This is a genomic window from Haloarcula ordinaria, from assembly GCF_029338275.1.
Taxonomy (GTDB): Archaea; Halobacteriota; Halobacteria; order Halobacteriales; family Haloarculaceae; genus Haloarcula; species Haloarcula ordinaria.
In genome coordinates this window covers 2,634,561-2,647,884 of record NZ_CP119789.1, presented here as the reverse complement: position 1 = coordinate 2,647,884, position 13,324 = coordinate 2,634,561, and the positions used below count along the sequence as shown (strand labels likewise).

The 13,324-nt window shown below is 67.0% G+C and carries 13 protein-coding genes; 8 read left to right on the top strand and 5 right to left on the bottom strand.

Annotation, left to right across the window (positions count from 1 at the left end; genetic code table 11):
- Position 1 precedes the first annotated feature (1 nt).
- Both P1L41_RS13940 and P1L41_RS13935 read right to left on the bottom strand, forming a co-directional pair.
- Positions 2-478 (bottom strand): NUDIX hydrolase, encoded by a 477-nt coding sequence (locus P1L41_RS13940; protein ID WP_276296334.1) that lies wholly within the window; start codon positions 476-478, stop codon positions 2-4.
- A gap of 42 nt (positions 479-520) precedes the next feature.
- A complete protein-coding gene (locus tag P1L41_RS13935; RefSeq protein WP_276296333.1) occupies positions 521-1,492 on the bottom strand; it encodes a transcription initiation factor IIB in 972 nt (323 codons plus the stop codon).
- A gap of 224 nt (positions 1,493-1,716) precedes the next feature.
- Here P1L41_RS13935 and gatC point away from each other — a divergent pair, with 224 nt between their 5' ends.
- From gatC to P1L41_RS13920, 3 genes are read left to right on the top strand one after another with little or no spacing between them, the layout of a single operon-like run.
- On the top strand, positions 1,717-1,995 hold the full coding sequence (gene gatC, locus P1L41_RS13930; protein ID WP_276296332.1) for an Asp-tRNA(Asn)/Glu-tRNA(Gln) amidotransferase subunit GatC: 279 nt from the start codon (positions 1,717-1,719) through the stop codon (positions 1,993-1,995).
- Position 1,996: 1 nt separating this feature from the next.
- Positions 1,997-3,274, top strand: coding sequence for an Asp-tRNA(Asn)/Glu-tRNA(Gln) amidotransferase subunit GatA (gene gatA, locus P1L41_RS13925; protein ID WP_276296331.1), 1,278 nt, complete (start codon positions 1,997-1,999; stop codon positions 3,272-3,274).
- Positions 3,275-3,321: 47 nt separating this feature from the next.
- Positions 3,322-3,513 carry a hypothetical protein gene (locus P1L41_RS13920; RefSeq protein WP_276296330.1) on the top strand — a complete coding sequence of 64 codons (192 nt, stop codon included), beginning with the start codon at positions 3,322-3,324 and terminating at the stop codon, positions 3,511-3,513.
- A 9-nt stretch (positions 3,514-3,522) separates the two neighbouring features.
- Here P1L41_RS13920 and P1L41_RS13915 read toward each other — a convergent pair whose 3' ends face one another.
- A complete protein-coding gene (locus tag P1L41_RS13915; RefSeq protein ID WP_276296329.1) occupies positions 3,523-7,326 on the bottom strand; it encodes a PAS domain S-box protein in 3,804 nt (1,267 codons plus the stop codon).
- 227 nt (positions 7,327-7,553) lie between these two features.
- Between P1L41_RS13915 and P1L41_RS13910 the strand changes: the two genes are divergently transcribed.
- A complete protein-coding gene (locus tag P1L41_RS13910; protein ID WP_276296328.1) occupies positions 7,554-7,877 on the top strand; it encodes a DUF7344 domain-containing protein in 324 nt (107 codons plus the stop codon).
- Positions 7,878-7,939: 62 nt separating this feature from the next.
- Here P1L41_RS13910 and P1L41_RS13905 read toward each other — a convergent pair whose 3' ends face one another.
- Positions 7,940-9,058 (bottom strand): glycosyltransferase family 4 protein, encoded by a 1,119-nt coding sequence (locus P1L41_RS13905; RefSeq protein ID WP_276296327.1) that lies wholly within the window; start codon positions 9,056-9,058, stop codon positions 7,940-7,942.
- A 102-nt stretch (positions 9,059-9,160) separates the two neighbouring features.
- Here P1L41_RS13905 and P1L41_RS13900 point away from each other — a divergent pair, with 102 nt between their 5' ends.
- Positions 9,161-10,483 (top strand): MFS transporter, encoded by a 1,323-nt coding sequence (locus tag P1L41_RS13900; RefSeq protein ID WP_276296326.1) that lies wholly within the window; start codon positions 9,161-9,163, stop codon positions 10,481-10,483.
- A gap of 167 nt (positions 10,484-10,650) precedes the next feature.
- On the opposite strand, the gene P1L41_RS13895 is transcribed toward P1L41_RS13900, so the two are convergent.
- On the bottom strand, positions 10,651-11,700 hold the full coding sequence (locus P1L41_RS13895) for a glycosyltransferase family 4 protein (RefSeq protein ID WP_276298466.1): 1,050 nt from the start codon (positions 11,698-11,700) through the stop codon (positions 10,651-10,653).
- Between the two features lie 85 nt (positions 11,701-11,785).
- On the opposite strand from P1L41_RS13895, the gene P1L41_RS13890 reads away from it, so the two are divergent.
- From P1L41_RS13890 to P1L41_RS13880, 3 genes are read left to right on the top strand one after another with little or no spacing between them, the layout of a single operon-like run.
- The gene (locus P1L41_RS13890) at positions 11,786-12,073 is read left to right on the top strand and encodes a ribonuclease P protein component 4 (protein WP_276296325.1); all 288 of its coding nucleotides are present in this window, start codon (positions 11,786-11,788) and stop codon (positions 12,071-12,073) included.
- A 52-nt stretch (positions 12,074-12,125) separates the two neighbouring features.
- Positions 12,126-12,374, top strand: coding sequence for a YhbY family RNA-binding protein (locus P1L41_RS13885; RefSeq protein ID WP_276296324.1), 249 nt, complete (start codon positions 12,126-12,128; stop codon positions 12,372-12,374).
- Positions 12,374-13,252 carry a mechanosensitive ion channel family protein gene (locus P1L41_RS13880; RefSeq protein WP_276298465.1) on the top strand — a complete coding sequence of 293 codons (879 nt, stop codon included), beginning with the start codon at positions 12,374-12,376 and terminating at the stop codon, positions 13,250-13,252. Before P1L41_RS13885 ends, P1L41_RS13880 begins: the two co-directional genes overlap by 1 nt.
- The last annotated feature ends 72 nt before the right edge of the window (positions 13,253-13,324 follow it).

Below are 13,324 nucleotides of genomic sequence, written 5' to 3'. Positions count from 1 at the left end.
CTCACCGCCCGTCGACCGCCGCGATGGCCCGCTGGCCCACCTCGATGACGTCGGCTGGGAAGCGGTCCCCGTTCGCTTGCAGTGCCTCGGGCGTGAACCAGCCCCAGTCCTCGGCCGGTTGTTCGCCCGGTCCGGGGTCGATGTCGCGGCTCTCGACCGCGCCGTAGAAGATGAAGTCGATGTGCTGGTGGCCCACCGCACCGCTCGCGTCGACGTTGATGTCCTCGAGCAGGAAGTGCTGTGGCTGTGGTATCGAACGGACCGTCTCGCTCTCGATTCCCTCTTTCGGAGCGACCAGTTCGACGTCGAGGCCCAGCTCCTCTCGCGTCTCCCGGAGCGCGGCCTCGTGTGGGAGTTCGTCGCGGTCGATGTGTCCCCCGGCCGGAAGCCACATCTCGAGCTTGTCGTGTTCGTGCAGTGCGACGGCGCCGTCGCTGACGACGTAGACGGTCGCGACGAAGTGACGGGTGGTCTCCATACAGGCCGGAGGGGCCTGGGAGAAGTTTAGGTTACGGTCCGGTCAGGGACGGACGCTGTCCTCTGCTTCCAGCAGTTCGTGGTACCGGTTGCGGATGGTGACCTCGGAGATGTTGGCCACCTCGCTGACCTCGCTCTGGGTGACCTTCTCGTTGGTCAGCAGGGAGGCGGCGTAGACGGCCGCGGCGGCGAGGCCGACCGGCGACTTGCCGGAGTGGACGCCCTGTTCCTTCGCGTTCTGGAGCAGCTGGCGGGCTCGGCGTTCGACCTCTTCGGAGAGCTCCAGGTCGGAGGCGAAGCGGGGGACGTAGCTCTCGGGGTCGGCGGGCTGGATTTCGAGGCTCAGTTCCCGGACCACGTAGCGGTAGGTCCGGGCGATTTCGTCCTTCTCGACGCGGGAGACGCCAGTAATCTCGTCGAGCGAGCGGGGAGTCCCCGCCTGGCGGGCGGCCGCGTACAGCGAGGCCGTCGAGACGCCCTCGATGGAGCGCCCCGGCAGGAGGTTCTCGTCGAGCGCGCGGCGGTAGATGACGCTCGCGGTCTCCCGGACGTTCTCCGGGAGGCCGAGCGCCGAGGCCATGCGGTCGATCTCGCCCAGGGCCTGCTTGAGGTTGCGCTCCTTGGAGTCACGCGTGCGGAACCGCTCGTTCCAGGTGCGCAGGCGCTGCATCTTCTCGCGCTGACGCGAGGACAGCGAGTTGCCGTAGGCGTCCTTGTTCTGCCAGCCGATGTTCGTCGACAGCCCCTTGTCGTGCATCATGTTCGTCGTCGGAGCGCCGACGCGGGACTTCTGGTCCTTCTCTGAGGAGTCGAACGCACGCCATTCGGGGCCAGGGTCGATCTCGTCCTCCTCGACGACGAGGCCACAGTCCTGACAGACGGTCTCACCACGCTCGCTGTCGGAGACCAGCGAGCCACCGCACTCCGGACAGACGACTGCCGCTTCGGATTCGTCTACCTGCTCGTCTTCGGTTTCGCGCTCACTCGTGTATCGGCGGATGGTCGTATCGGTCATTGGTTACGGACAGACGGGTCTGAGACCCGGAAAACGTCTTCTGTACTTTTCTGTTGTGGCTCGGGCGACTTAAAACCTTTGCTCTGATTCGGAGGGAATTTTTTCGATTCCATAACTTCTCTTACTACATCTGTTCGTGAGCCTCCACCTTCACTAACTACCCAACCTGGTTAGGGGGTCGCCGTTTCGAAACGCTTACCGCCGGGCCAGTCCACCGCGGAGACATGAGCGACAACGCCGTCGACCCCGACGAGGTCCGTCACGTCGCGGAGCTCGCCCGCGTCGACCTCGAGGACGACGAGGTCGAGCGGTTCACCGAGCAGTTCGGCGATATCCTCGAAGCGTTCGAGGCACTCGACGAGGTGCCCGAGACCGAGCGCGAGGCGGCCCTCGCGAACGTCATGCGACCGGACGAGGTCCGCGAGTGCCTGAGTCAGGACGAAGCGCTCCAGAACGCCCCGGAATCGGAGGAAGGGCAGTTCAAAGGCCCGAAGGTGTCGTGAGATGACCGACTACAACGGCTACGTCACGACCGAACGTATCGAGGGGGCTGACGACGGCCCGCTCGCGGGTCGGACCGTCGCGGTCAAGGACAACATCTCCACCGAGGGCGTCCGCACCACCTGCGGGTCGGCGATGCTCGAAGACTACGTCCCGCCCTACGACGCGACGGTCGTCGAACGGCTGAAAGCCGCCGGCGCGACCATCCCCGGGAAGACCAACATGGACGAGTTCGGGATGGGGACGACGACCGAGACGTCGGCGTTCGGTCCCGTCGAGAATCCCGTTGCCGAGGGGCGTGTCCCCGGGGGCTCCTCCGGCGGTTCCGCTGCAGTGGTCGCCGCGGGTGACGCCGATATGGCGCTGGGCTCTGATACGGGTGGCTCCATCCGCTGTCCCGCCGCCTTCTGCGGCGTCGTCGGTATCAAGCCCACCTACGGCCTGGTCTCCCGATACGGCCTGGTCGCCTACGCCAACAGTCTCGAACAGATCGGTCCTATCGCCCCGACCACCGAAGCGGCCGCCGAACTGCTGGAGGTCATCGCCGGCCCCGACGAGCACGACGCCACCACGCGCGAAGCACCGGACGGCCAGCAGTCCTACGCCGACGCGGCCGACGGCGACGTCGAGGGGCTCTCCATCGGCGTACCCACCGAACTCTTAGACGGTGCTGACGAGGCCGTCGTCGAGACGTTCTGGGACGCGATGGCCGAGCTGGAAACACAGGGCGCGACGTACCACGAGGTCGACCTCCCGTCGGTCGAACACGCCGTCGAGGCCTACTACGTCATCGCCATGTCCGAGGCCTCCTCGAACCTCGCCCGGTTCGACGGCGTCCGCTACGGCGAGTCGGGTGGCTACGACGGCAACTGGAACGAGTCGTTCGCGAAAGCCCGCGAGGAGGGCTTCGGTGAGGAGGTCAAACGCCGCATCCTGCTGGGCACCTACGCCCTCTCGGCCGGCTACCACGACAAGTACTACAAGAAGGCCCAGGACGCCCGCGCCTGGGTCAAGCAGGACTTCGACGAGGCGCTCGAGGACGCCGACGTGCTCGCCTCGCCGACGATGCCGGTGCCGCCGATGAAGCGCGGCGAGAGCCTCGACGACCCGCTGACGATGTATCTGGCCGACGCGAACACCACGCCGGTCAATCTGGCGAACCTCCCGGCCATCTCGGTCCCGGCCGGGGAGACCGACGCGGGCCTCCCCGTGGGGCTCCAGCTGGTCGGCCCGGCGTTCGGCGAACGGACGATAATCCGCGCCGGCAGCGCGCTGGCCTGACCGATCGCGACTGAAGCCTTATCAGCCGACCACCCCTCACCGAACGTATGACAGACGAGTCCGAGGCTGGGGGCCGGTTCGACTGGGTGCACTGGCCGACGATGCTGAAAGGAATCGCGCTCGGACTCGGCGTCGGACTCGTGCTTGCGGTCGTGCTCGGTGACCTCTACTTCGGCGTGTTGCTCGGGCTTGTAAACGGAGTGGCCTTCGGGGTCGGACGTAGCCGCTCCCGTGCCTGAGCCGGCTGTTCAGGAGAACAGCGCCGCGAAGACCTTCCGCTGAGCCTTCCGGAGGTGCTGGTGGACGGTCGGCGGGGATACGTCCAGCGAGGCAGCGAGGTCCTCGCCGGTGACGTCGCGGGGCCACTCGAAGAATCCGGCGTGGAACGCCGCGGTCAGCACCGTCCGCTGGCGGTCGGTGAGCTCCTCTTCGAGCGTCTGCTGGACCGCGACTGCGCCCCCTTCCGTGCGGGTCAGCTGGCGCCGCCGGAGGAGCGACGCCGACGGGTACGCTGCCAGGACGGCGTCGGTCACCCGCCTGACCTCTGTGTTCGGCGAGAGGTGGACGGTCAGGTGGTAGGTTCCGTCCTCCAGGGTCGCGGATTCGACGAGTCCGCCCGCCTCCGCCAGCGTCGAGAGTATCGGGGGGTCCGACATCTTGAGTTCGAAGTTCGACCCGTCGTCTGCCGCCCGGAGTGTTGCAGACGACCAGTTCGGCATCGCCTCGACGAGGTCCGGGAACGCCGCCGCGGCCTCGTCCGACGCGGTGCCGTAGATGATGTAGTTCCCGTCGTCGACCGGAACCACCTGGTCGATGTGGACCGTCCCCGACGGCGCCGTGACACCCGTCACGTCCTCGAAGATGTCGTGGACCGCGAACTCGAGCTCGACCACCTCGTCGCTGGTGAGCGCACGCTTTCGCTCGGTCGCGGCGATGGCGTGACCGACCACCTCGCCGAGCTGGCCGACGACGGCCAGCTCCGCGGGGTCGAAGGCCTCGGCCCGCTCCGAGTAGACGTTGAGGACCCCGTAGACGCTCCCGTCGTGGGCGATGGGAATCGCGACCGACGCCGCCACGCCCGCGGCCGCGGCCCACTCGTCCCAGGGCTCGTGGCGCTCGTTGTCAGCGAGGTTCCGGGCGACCTGCGGTTCGGTCTCGCGGAGCGCACGACCGGTCGGTCCCAGGCCGTGCGGGTCGTCCGGGTCGTCCGGGTCGGTCTTGACCGTGATGTCGTCGAGATACCCCTGTGTCCCCGCCGCGGTCCGGACGTTGACGGCATCGGAGTCGGCGTCGGCTTCGCCGACCCAGGCGAACGCGTAGGAGTCCGTCTCGGCGAGGTTCTCGCAGACGACGCGCTCGATCTCGTCCCGCGTGGGCTGTTCGATGACCGCCTTCGTCGTCTCGCGGACGACCGCGTTGATGCTGTTCAGGGCCGAGAGCTGCTCGCGCTGGTGTCGCAGCCGTGTCTCGTCGTCGCGGCGCTTGATGGCGGAGGCCAGGACGTTGGCGACCGACTGGACGAAGGTGACGTCGGTCTCCGAGAGCGAGCGCACGTCGGTTGCGTGCGCCCCGAGGACACCCCACGGCTCGCTCGCGGACCCGATGATAGTCGAGATACCGCTCCGGACGTCGTGGTCGGTCAGCAGGTCGGGACCGCTGAACCGGTCCTCGGTTGCCAGGTCCTCGACGACCACCGGACCGGTGGTCTCGAGCGTGTAGGCCGCCTGGCTCTCGTCGTCGACGGCCGATATCTCCGTGGTCCCGACCAGCCCCTCGCTCCAGCCGATTCCCTGGCGGAGCAACAGCGTCGCCTCGGACTGGTTCAACTCGAGCACTTTGCAGTAGTCCGTCCCCAGCACGTCGGCGACCTGGCGCGTGGCTTCGGCCATCAGCGTGTCGATGTCGTGGTCGGTGAGCGCTCGCTGGCCGAGTTCGGCGACGACCTCCTGCTGGGTCAGCCGCCGCTCGAGCTCTCGTTCCTGTTCGAGCCTGTCGGAGATGTCACGCACGACGCCACAGCGGCCGCGGTCCGGGGCCGACTCGAGCAGACTGAACCGGGTCTCGCAGGGGACGGTGTCGCCGTCGCTCGTGACGATGTCGACCTGGACGGACCCGACGTCGCGGTCCCCGTCGGCCATCTCCCTGGCCTGTGCCTCGGCTTCGGCGGTGATGTCGTCGTCCTGGACCTTCGAGGCGTGGGCCCCGACCAGCGCCGCACGCTCGAGCCCGGTCAACCGACAGAAGCCCTCGTTGACCATCGTGAAGTGGCCCGACTCGTCGACGGCGTAGATGCCGTCCTCGATGGTCTCGACGATGGTCTCGTAGTGTTCCAGCCGCCGCTCGCGAGCCCTGCGCTGGGTCACGTCCCGAACGACGCCGATGCGCTCCTGGGAGTCCGTTCCGGTGTCGATGAGCGCGAAGGTCGCCTCGGCGGTGACCGTCTTCCCCTCGCTCGTCGTGAGTTCGGCCTCCAGTCGCGCCGTCTCGCGCTCGCCGTCCGCCAGTTGCGCGTGGAGCCGCTCGGCCTCCTCGGCCACCTCGCCGTCGACGATGTCCGAGACGTCCATCCCGAGGACCTCGCTGGGCTCGTATCCGAGTATCTCGGCGTAACTCTCGTTGGCCATCGTCATCGTCCGGGTATCGTCGACGACGTACACCCCGTCGCTCATCGTCTCGACGATGGTCTCGTAGCGTTCGAGTTCCTCTTCGCGACGCTTGCGGTCGGTAATGTCCTGGAAGTACACCGATAGCCCGTTCTCGGACGGGTACGCACTGACCTCGAACCACGTCTCGACCGGGTCGAAGTACGCTTCGAAGGTGACAGACTCCTGGGTCTCCCGGGCCCGCTCGTACTCCCGCTGGAACCGCGACTCGGCGGCCTCGGGGAACTGGTTCCAGATGCGCTGACCCATCAGCTCGCCGGCGGACCGCTTGAGGGCGTTCTCGGCCTGTTCGTTGACGTAGGTGAACCGCCAGTCGTCGTCCACGGCGAAGAACGCCTCGTCGATGCGGTCGAACATCTCGTCGAGCTCGGCACTGAGCTCGTCGCGGCGGCGCTCAAGCTGTGCCTCCTGCCGTTTGAGGTCGGTGAACTCCTCGCCGGCGATGACGACCCGCTCGATGTCGCCGTCGTCGCCCACGACCGGGCTCGCGCTGAGGCGCACCCAGTGGTGTCGACCCTCGGGGTCGTCGTGCTGGACGACCGTCTCCGCGGGTTCACCGGTCTCGATGACCTGCGGGACCGGGTGGTCCGCCGGCGACAGCGGCTCACCGTCGGCGTCGTAGAACTCCAGGTCCGAGATGTCGAACTCGGGAATCGACTCGTCGTCCAGTCCGACTCGCTGCCTGGACAGCGAGTTGACCCGCTCGAGGGTCCCGTCGCCCCGGTAGATGCCCAACCGTACGGGGGCCGTCTCGAGCAGTTCGTGGGTGAGGTCGCGCTCCCGCCTGAGCTGGCGCTCGCGCTCACGACGGTCGGTCATGTCCTTGGTTATCTTGATGAACCCGGTGTGCTCGCCGCCGGTGGTGACCGCCTGGAGGGTGACGTTCGCCCAGAACCGCGTTCCGTCTTTCCGGCGACGCCACCCCTCGCGTTCGATGGTCCCGGCGTCCACTGCCCGCTCGAGGTTCTCTCCGGGTACCCCCTCGGCCCGGTCCTCGTCGGTGTAGAACATCGAGAAGGACTCGCCGAGCACGTCGTCGGCAGTGTATCCCTTGAGCCGCTCGGCCCCGGCGTTCCAGCTCTGCACACGACCGTCGGCGTCCAGTCTGAAGATGGCGTACTCGTCGACGGCGTCGACGAACGAGTCGAACTGCTCCGGGCCGGAACCCACAGCGGTGTCATCGGGTGGCCGCCACCAGACCCGGGCACTGGCGCCGACCTTCTTGCTCCGGAGACGGTCGGCCTCGGTCAGTCGGTCGAGTCGCTCGTACGTGCTCCGCCGGCCGAGGTCGAGCCGGTCCGCGACCTCGCTCGTCGTCAGCGGCGTCCCGGCTTCGTCGAACCCGTCCAGCGTCTCCTGCAGGGCGGCAGTCAGCGTCGGCGTACTCATTACCTCACCCACACCTGCCTCGTTAAAGAACCCTCCGCCGGCGGAGGCAGCCGGTCGGTCGAAGCGAGGTAAATCGGTACGTAACTGCTAGGTTCACGTGGCGTCCCTCCCTGACCAGACCAGTGAAGGTATGGCGACTTCTGCCACGAATTGAACCTAATCATTTAGCCATTTCCTTTAGGCACGAGGACACCGTTGTTTCCAACGCCGCCCGAGGCACGTCGCAAATGAGCATCAAACACCGAGCCACGAACCTGGAGCTGTCACTCGCGAGCGGGGTCGAGCTGAGCGAATCCGAACGACATCGCTTGCTCGCCTCAGAGCGACGCTGCGTCACCCTGGTTGTGCTGGCCGAACGGGCCCCACCGGTCGGACTTTCGGACCTCGCCGAAGCGATCGCCGCGAACGACGAGCGTGTCGGGGGTGTCGACCCGGACCTGGTGAAGTCGATCTCCATCGAGCTCCACCACAGGCACCTCCCGAAGCTGGACCACCTCAACCTCGTCGACTACGTCCCTGAGACCCACCGGGTCGAAGCCACGCGCTTCTGAGCACCCGCTGACACCCCCTCAAGCGGTCGCCCGTTCGTCCACACTCCTTTTCCGTGTCACCATCACTGACGGGGTGCGTCGAGCACATCCGCGTAGACTGCCTGGAGTCTGCCGACCGCATGCTCGACGCTGACGCTATCTCGGCGCGCGAGACACCGTTCGCTCAGCGTCTCCTGCTCGTCGAGGACGCGCTCGATGGCCCGTCTGAACTCCTCGAGGTCTCCCTCGGGGTACGAGTAGCCCGTCTCGCCCTCGTGGACGGTGTCACTGAGCGCACCCGCGTCGACGCCGGCCACGGGCGTCCCACAGCAGTTGGCTTCCAGGGCGACCAGGCCCTGGGTCTCGACGGGACTCGGGAACGCGAAGACGTCGAGGGCCGCGTACAGTTCGGGTAGCTCCGCCCGGTCCAGGAACCCCAGGAACCGGACATCCAGGTCACGAGCTGCGGCGACAGCCTCTAGGTCTTCTCTCGCTGGTCCGTCACCGCCGAAGACCACGGTCACGTCGAGGCCCTCGCAGGCGTCGAGGATATCTTCGAGACACTTCTCGTAGCCGTGTCGACCGGTGTACCCGACGAGCGGACCGTCCGGCAGGTCGTGGCGTTCCCGGAAGGCCGCGGTGTCGACCGGTCGGAAGAAGTCGGTGTCGACGCCGTTCGAGATGACTTCGAGACGCGTGTCGGTGCCCACCGTCTCTCGGATGTGGTCGGCCGTCCGCTCGCTCGGTGCGACCACCACCGCCGCGCGGTCCAAGAACCAGCGCTCGTAGCTCTCGGCCCCCGCCTGCACCACCGACTCGACGGTGCCGTTGAACGCCACGTACTCGGCGTACTCGCCGCTCGGCGTGTGGTAGGACGCGACCAGCGGCACCTCGAGTTTCCGTGCGAGGCGCTGGCCGGCCATCCCGAGGCTGAACGGCGTATGCGCGTGGACCAGGTCGGCGTCCTTCACGGGGTTGGGGATCTGTGGCATCCCGAGCCGGAACCCCTCGTAGAACGGGAACGGGAGGCTCCGGACGGGGTACTCGCCGGCCCCCGGTTCGTGGTCGCTCTTGGGGTAGACGACGTCCATCCGGCCGCCGCGTGCCTGCCAGCGGTCGCGCCACGTCTCGACAGTGTAGGTCACGCCGTTGACCGTCGGCAGGTACGTGTCAGTGAACGCGGCGACGTGCGGCAGTGCCATCCTCGCCGGGTAAACAGACCAGCGGGTAAACCCTTGCTATTGGCTCCGAAACGCATTCCCGATGTCGCCGCGCTTTTCCACGCCGGGGCTGTCCATCTGCGCATGGCGTCCGACCGCTGGCTGTACGCGTGGGGGCTGGGGTCCGTCGCTCTGGGGGCCGCCTCGCTGCTCGTTCCGCTCTATTTCGTCACTATCGGTGGGAACACGCTGCTACTGGGGGTACTCGCAGGCGTCGCGGCAGCGGCGGGTGCACCAGGCGCGCTCGCCTTCGGCCGACTTGCCGACCGGACCGGCAGACGCCGCTCGCTCGTCCTCGTCGCCCTCGGACTGGCAGCGGCCGCGCTCGTCCTCGTCTCCGTGACGGAGAACGTGGTGGTCGTCATCCTCGGCAACGGCGTCCTGTGGTTCGCCGCTGGTGCAGTCGCTCCGGTGCTCACTCTCCTGGTTACCGTGGACGCCGTCGAACGGGACTGGCCGGGCCGGTTCGCGACGCTCAACCGCTACCAGGGCTGGGGCTGGGCCGGGGGACTCGTCCTCGGACTGGCGTGGACGACGGCGCTCTCGGGCCCGCTGGGACCGAAAGACGCACAGCAGACCTTGCTGTGGGTCTGCGCTGTCGTCGCCGCCGTCGCGGCTGTCCTCGTCGCGCGGTGGCTCCCGCCGGATGCCAAGGCGGTCGACGGGTCCCGGGCAAGTCGTCTCGCTCGCGCACTCGCCCGGACGCGCCGGCTGCCAGTTCGCAGCGCGACGTTCCCGATGGGGCCGGGGCGCATCTACTGGCTCACGCGCTCCTTCAAGCCCCGGACGGTGTTCGGTCGTCTCACTCCGTCGCTCTCGCTGTACTTCGTCGCCATCGTCGCCGTCTTCGCCGGGTTCGGCGTCTTCTGGGGCCCACTCCCGTCGTACCTGTCGGGTACGCTTCGCTACGATTCGGCCACGATATTCGCGCTGTACCTCGTCTCCAGCCTCGGGTCGGCGCTGTTCTACGGCGGCGCCGGACGCCTCACCGAGCGGTACGACGCGACCGGCGTGCAGGCCGCCGGACTCCTTTCGCGGGCGATACTCCATCCCGCGGTGGCTCTCGTCGGCGGCCTCGTCCCGGTGGCATCTCTGGCGCTGCCGACTAACGGTCTCTTGTTCGCTGGGATGGGTGTGGCATGGGCGCTCGTCGCCGTCACGGCGGTGAGTATCGTCACCCGTCTCGCGCCCCCAGCCATCCGCGGTGAGGCGCTCGGACTGTACACGGCGCTGTCCGGCCTCGCCAGCGGTGCCGGGTCGATACTCGGCGGCGTACTCGGTGACTACGGGTTCACGCTGACGTTCGGTGTCGCCGGGGGGTTCGTCTTTCTCGGGACGGTCATCGTCGCCTTCCTCTGGTGGCAGACACCGACTACCACCCTGGAGAGCACTTTGAGCGTCGACTGACGGGTGATTCTCGGTAGTCCGGGTCTCGGCACGCTCTTTTGCACGACGGCCGTCTTTCAGTCCACTTCGTCGTCGTTGATGCGCTCCCCAGGGTTGTCGGCCACATCGTGAGACCCCTCCACGCAGACCGCTCGGAGCGCTCGACGAGCGAGGGGCGAGGGCTGTACTCAGACGAGTTCCTCGTAGGTCTCGACCAGGCGGTCGGCGACCCTGTCGAGGCCGTGCTCGCGGGCCGTCGCTCTCGCGTTCTCGCCGAGGCGCTCGCGCAGGTCGGGGTCGTCGGCGAGTCGCTCCAGCGCCGCGCGGAACTCCGCCTTGTCCGAACAGATGAGACAGTCGTGCCCGTCATCGTAGTACTCCCGGAAGACCGGGATATCCGAGAGGACGACGGCCTTCCCGCAGGCCATCGCCTCCAGGACGGCGATACCCTGGTTCTCGTTCTTGGTCGGAAAGAGGTAGACGTCGCCCGCGCCGTACGCCCCGCGGATGTCGTCTATCCAGCCGGTGAACGTGACGTTCTCCGGCGGCTCCGAGGTCCACTTCCGGACCGTCTTCGAGGCCTGTGGCCCGTCGTCGTAGGGGCCGAACCAGGCGAAGTCGTAGTCGGTCTCCTCTGCGAGTTCACAGAACGTGGTCAGTCCCTTGCGCTCGAAGACGTTGCCGACGGCGAAGACGACCATCCCGTCGAGGTCGTACCGGTCGCGGTAGGTCTCGCGGGTGGACTCGAACCCGGTGAGCGAGTCGATGTCGACGCCGTTGGTGACAGGGCAAATGGGCGCGTCGACCGGGTAGTCTTCGAGGACGCCCTTCGTGTACTCGGAGGGACACAGCACCAGGTCGGCCTGCGAGTAGAACCACTGGAGGTACTCGCCCAGTACCGGCGCGACGAGGTTCGACCCTCGGAAACTGTCCCGGAAGTCCTCACGGGTGACGTGGGCGTGGAGGACGAGCGGCACGTCGTTGCGCTCCGCGTGCCTGGCGACGGCCACCGAGCCGGGGCCGATCATGTTGCAGTGGGCGACGTCGTACTCCCGGAACAGGGGGTCGTCGAAGGCCAGTCTACCACCCAGGGCCCAGGCAGGGTGCCCGTCGCGCCAGGGCGATGTGACCACGTCGACGTCTGTCTCGGTCAGCGCCGCCCGCTGGTGGTCCACCGAGGTCCCGATGCCCGAGCGGTCCAGGCGGGATTCGAGTTCGAGGTAGTTCAGGACACGCACACGCCACTGCTCGCCGGCCTCGCCGAAAATCCTACCGACTTCGCGCTTCGGAAGGCATTTTTCGTCCTCGCTCCGAGTGGGGACGATGACCGACGAGGCCACCATCGCCCGCGAACGCATCGAGCGCCTCCAGGCGCTGGCTCGGGAGGCGGTGCTCTCGGACCACGAGGAGCGCGCTCGGGAGTACGTCCAGCGGGCGCGCCGCGTCGCCGAGCGCCAGCGGCTCAGACTCCCGCGGTCCTTCGCGCGCTCGACGTGTTCTTCCTGTGACACTTACCTCGTTCCTGGGCGAAACGCCCGGGTCCGAACTCAGGACGGACACGTCGTCGTAACCTGTGATTGTGGCGCACAGTCACGGTATCCGTACTCCTGAGCGGGCGTGTTGGGCATGCTTTTAAAACCTTGGCGTAAATGTTTATTATAGAATGGTTGCTGACAACGAAGAACAAAAACTCCACGACCTCGACGCAACGTTGCGGGTCGGCAAGCACGGTATCGAGTCCGTGGCCGACGAGCTCGACACGCAACTCGAGAACGAACAGTACGTGAAAGTGAAGTTCCTCCGGTCGTCCCGCGGCGGGACGACGACCGAGGCACTGGCTGACGGTCTCGCCGACCTCGTCGGTGCCGAGGTGGTCCGCGTTCGCGGTCACACGGCGGTGTTCGAGCGATGATGCAGGTCGGTGCCATCGCCGACTTCATCGACGGGTTCGGGATTCCGGCGGCTACCGCTATCGCGAGCGCCGTCGTCTTCCTCGTCGCATTCGTCGCAATCTACGTCATCGGCAAGGCCATCGTCATTCCACTCGTCGACCGTTCGCTGGAATCACGCGACCTCGACGCCCACGCGCGAAAGCCGCTGAAGAAGTTGACGAGTATCGTCATCGTCTTTGTCGCCATCTCGGTCGCGTTCGGGTTGGCCGAGTTCGGCAACTTCCTCCAGTCGCTTGCGACGATCGCGGCGGCCGCCACGCTCGCGATCGGCTTTGCGATGCAGGACGTCCTCAAGAACTTCGTCGCCGGCATCTTCATCTACACGGACAAGCCCTTCCGCATCGGCGACTGGATCGAGTGGGACGGCAACTCCGGCGTCGTCGAGGACATCAGCCTGCGTGTCTCGCGAGTCCGGACCTTCGACAACGAACTGCTGACGGTCCCGAACTCGAACCTGACCGACGGCGTGATCAAGAACCCCGTCGCCAAGGAGCAACTCCGATTGAAGTTCGTCTTCGGCATCGGGTACGACGACGACATCGACAAAGCGACCGAGATCATCCTCGAGGAGGCCGAGGCGAACGAGGGCATCATGGCGGACCCCGCCCCCTCGGTTCGGCTCATCGAACTCGGTGACTCCTCGGTCGGCCTGCAGTCTCGTATCTGGATCGATAACCCGAGCCGCGCCGACTTCGTGAAGACCCGTGGCGAGTACGTCCAGGCGGTCAAGGAACGGTTCGACGAGGAGGACATCAACATCCCCTACCCGAACCGTACCATCGGTGGTGGCCTGGAGCTGTCGAACGTCGCGGGACTGGCCGAACCCGCGGACGACTAGCAACCACTTTTTACTGCGGGAGGTTCGCGGAGCGAACCCCGCTTGCAAAACCTGGGGAAAAACGGCCGGAAC

Excerpts from the sequence above, each read along its gene's own strand:
- P1L41_RS13940 (WP_276296334.1), bottom strand. The coding sequence starts at position 478 with ATGGAGACCACCCGTCACTTCGTCGCGACCGTCTACGTCGTCAGCGAC.
- P1L41_RS13885 (WP_276296324.1), top strand. The coding sequence starts at position 12,126 with ATGGTTGCTGACAACGAAGAACAAAAACTCCACGACCTCGACGCAACG.
- gatA (WP_276296331.1), top strand. The coding sequence starts at position 1,997 with ATGACCGACTACAACGGCTACGTCACGACCGAACGTATCGAGGGGGCT.
- P1L41_RS13915 (WP_276296329.1), bottom strand. The coding sequence starts at position 7,326 with ATGAGTACGCCGACGCTGACTGCCGCCCTGCAGGAGACGCTGGACGGG.
- P1L41_RS13905 (WP_276296327.1), bottom strand. The coding sequence starts at position 9,058 with ATGGCACTGCCGCACGTCGCCGCGTTCACTGACACGTACCTGCCGACG.
- P1L41_RS13880 (WP_276298465.1), top strand. The coding sequence starts at position 12,374 with ATGCAGGTCGGTGCCATCGCCGACTTCATCGACGGGTTCGGGATTCCG.
- P1L41_RS13900 (WP_276296326.1), top strand. The coding sequence starts at position 9,161 with ATGGCGTCCGACCGCTGGCTGTACGCGTGGGGGCTGGGGTCCGTCGCT.
- P1L41_RS13890 (WP_276296325.1), top strand. The coding sequence starts at position 11,786 with ATGACCGACGAGGCCACCATCGCCCGCGAACGCATCGAGCGCCTCCAG.
- P1L41_RS13910 (WP_276296328.1), top strand. The coding sequence starts at position 7,554 with ATGAGCATCAAACACCGAGCCACGAACCTGGAGCTGTCACTCGCGAGC.
- gatC (WP_276296332.1), top strand. The coding sequence starts at position 1,717 with ATGAGCGACAACGCCGTCGACCCCGACGAGGTCCGTCACGTCGCGGAG.
- P1L41_RS13920 (WP_276296330.1), top strand. The coding sequence starts at position 3,322 with ATGACAGACGAGTCCGAGGCTGGGGGCCGGTTCGACTGGGTGCACTGG.
- P1L41_RS13935 (WP_276296333.1), bottom strand. The coding sequence starts at position 1,492 with ATGACCGATACGACCATCCGCCGATACACGAGTGAGCGCGAAACCGAA.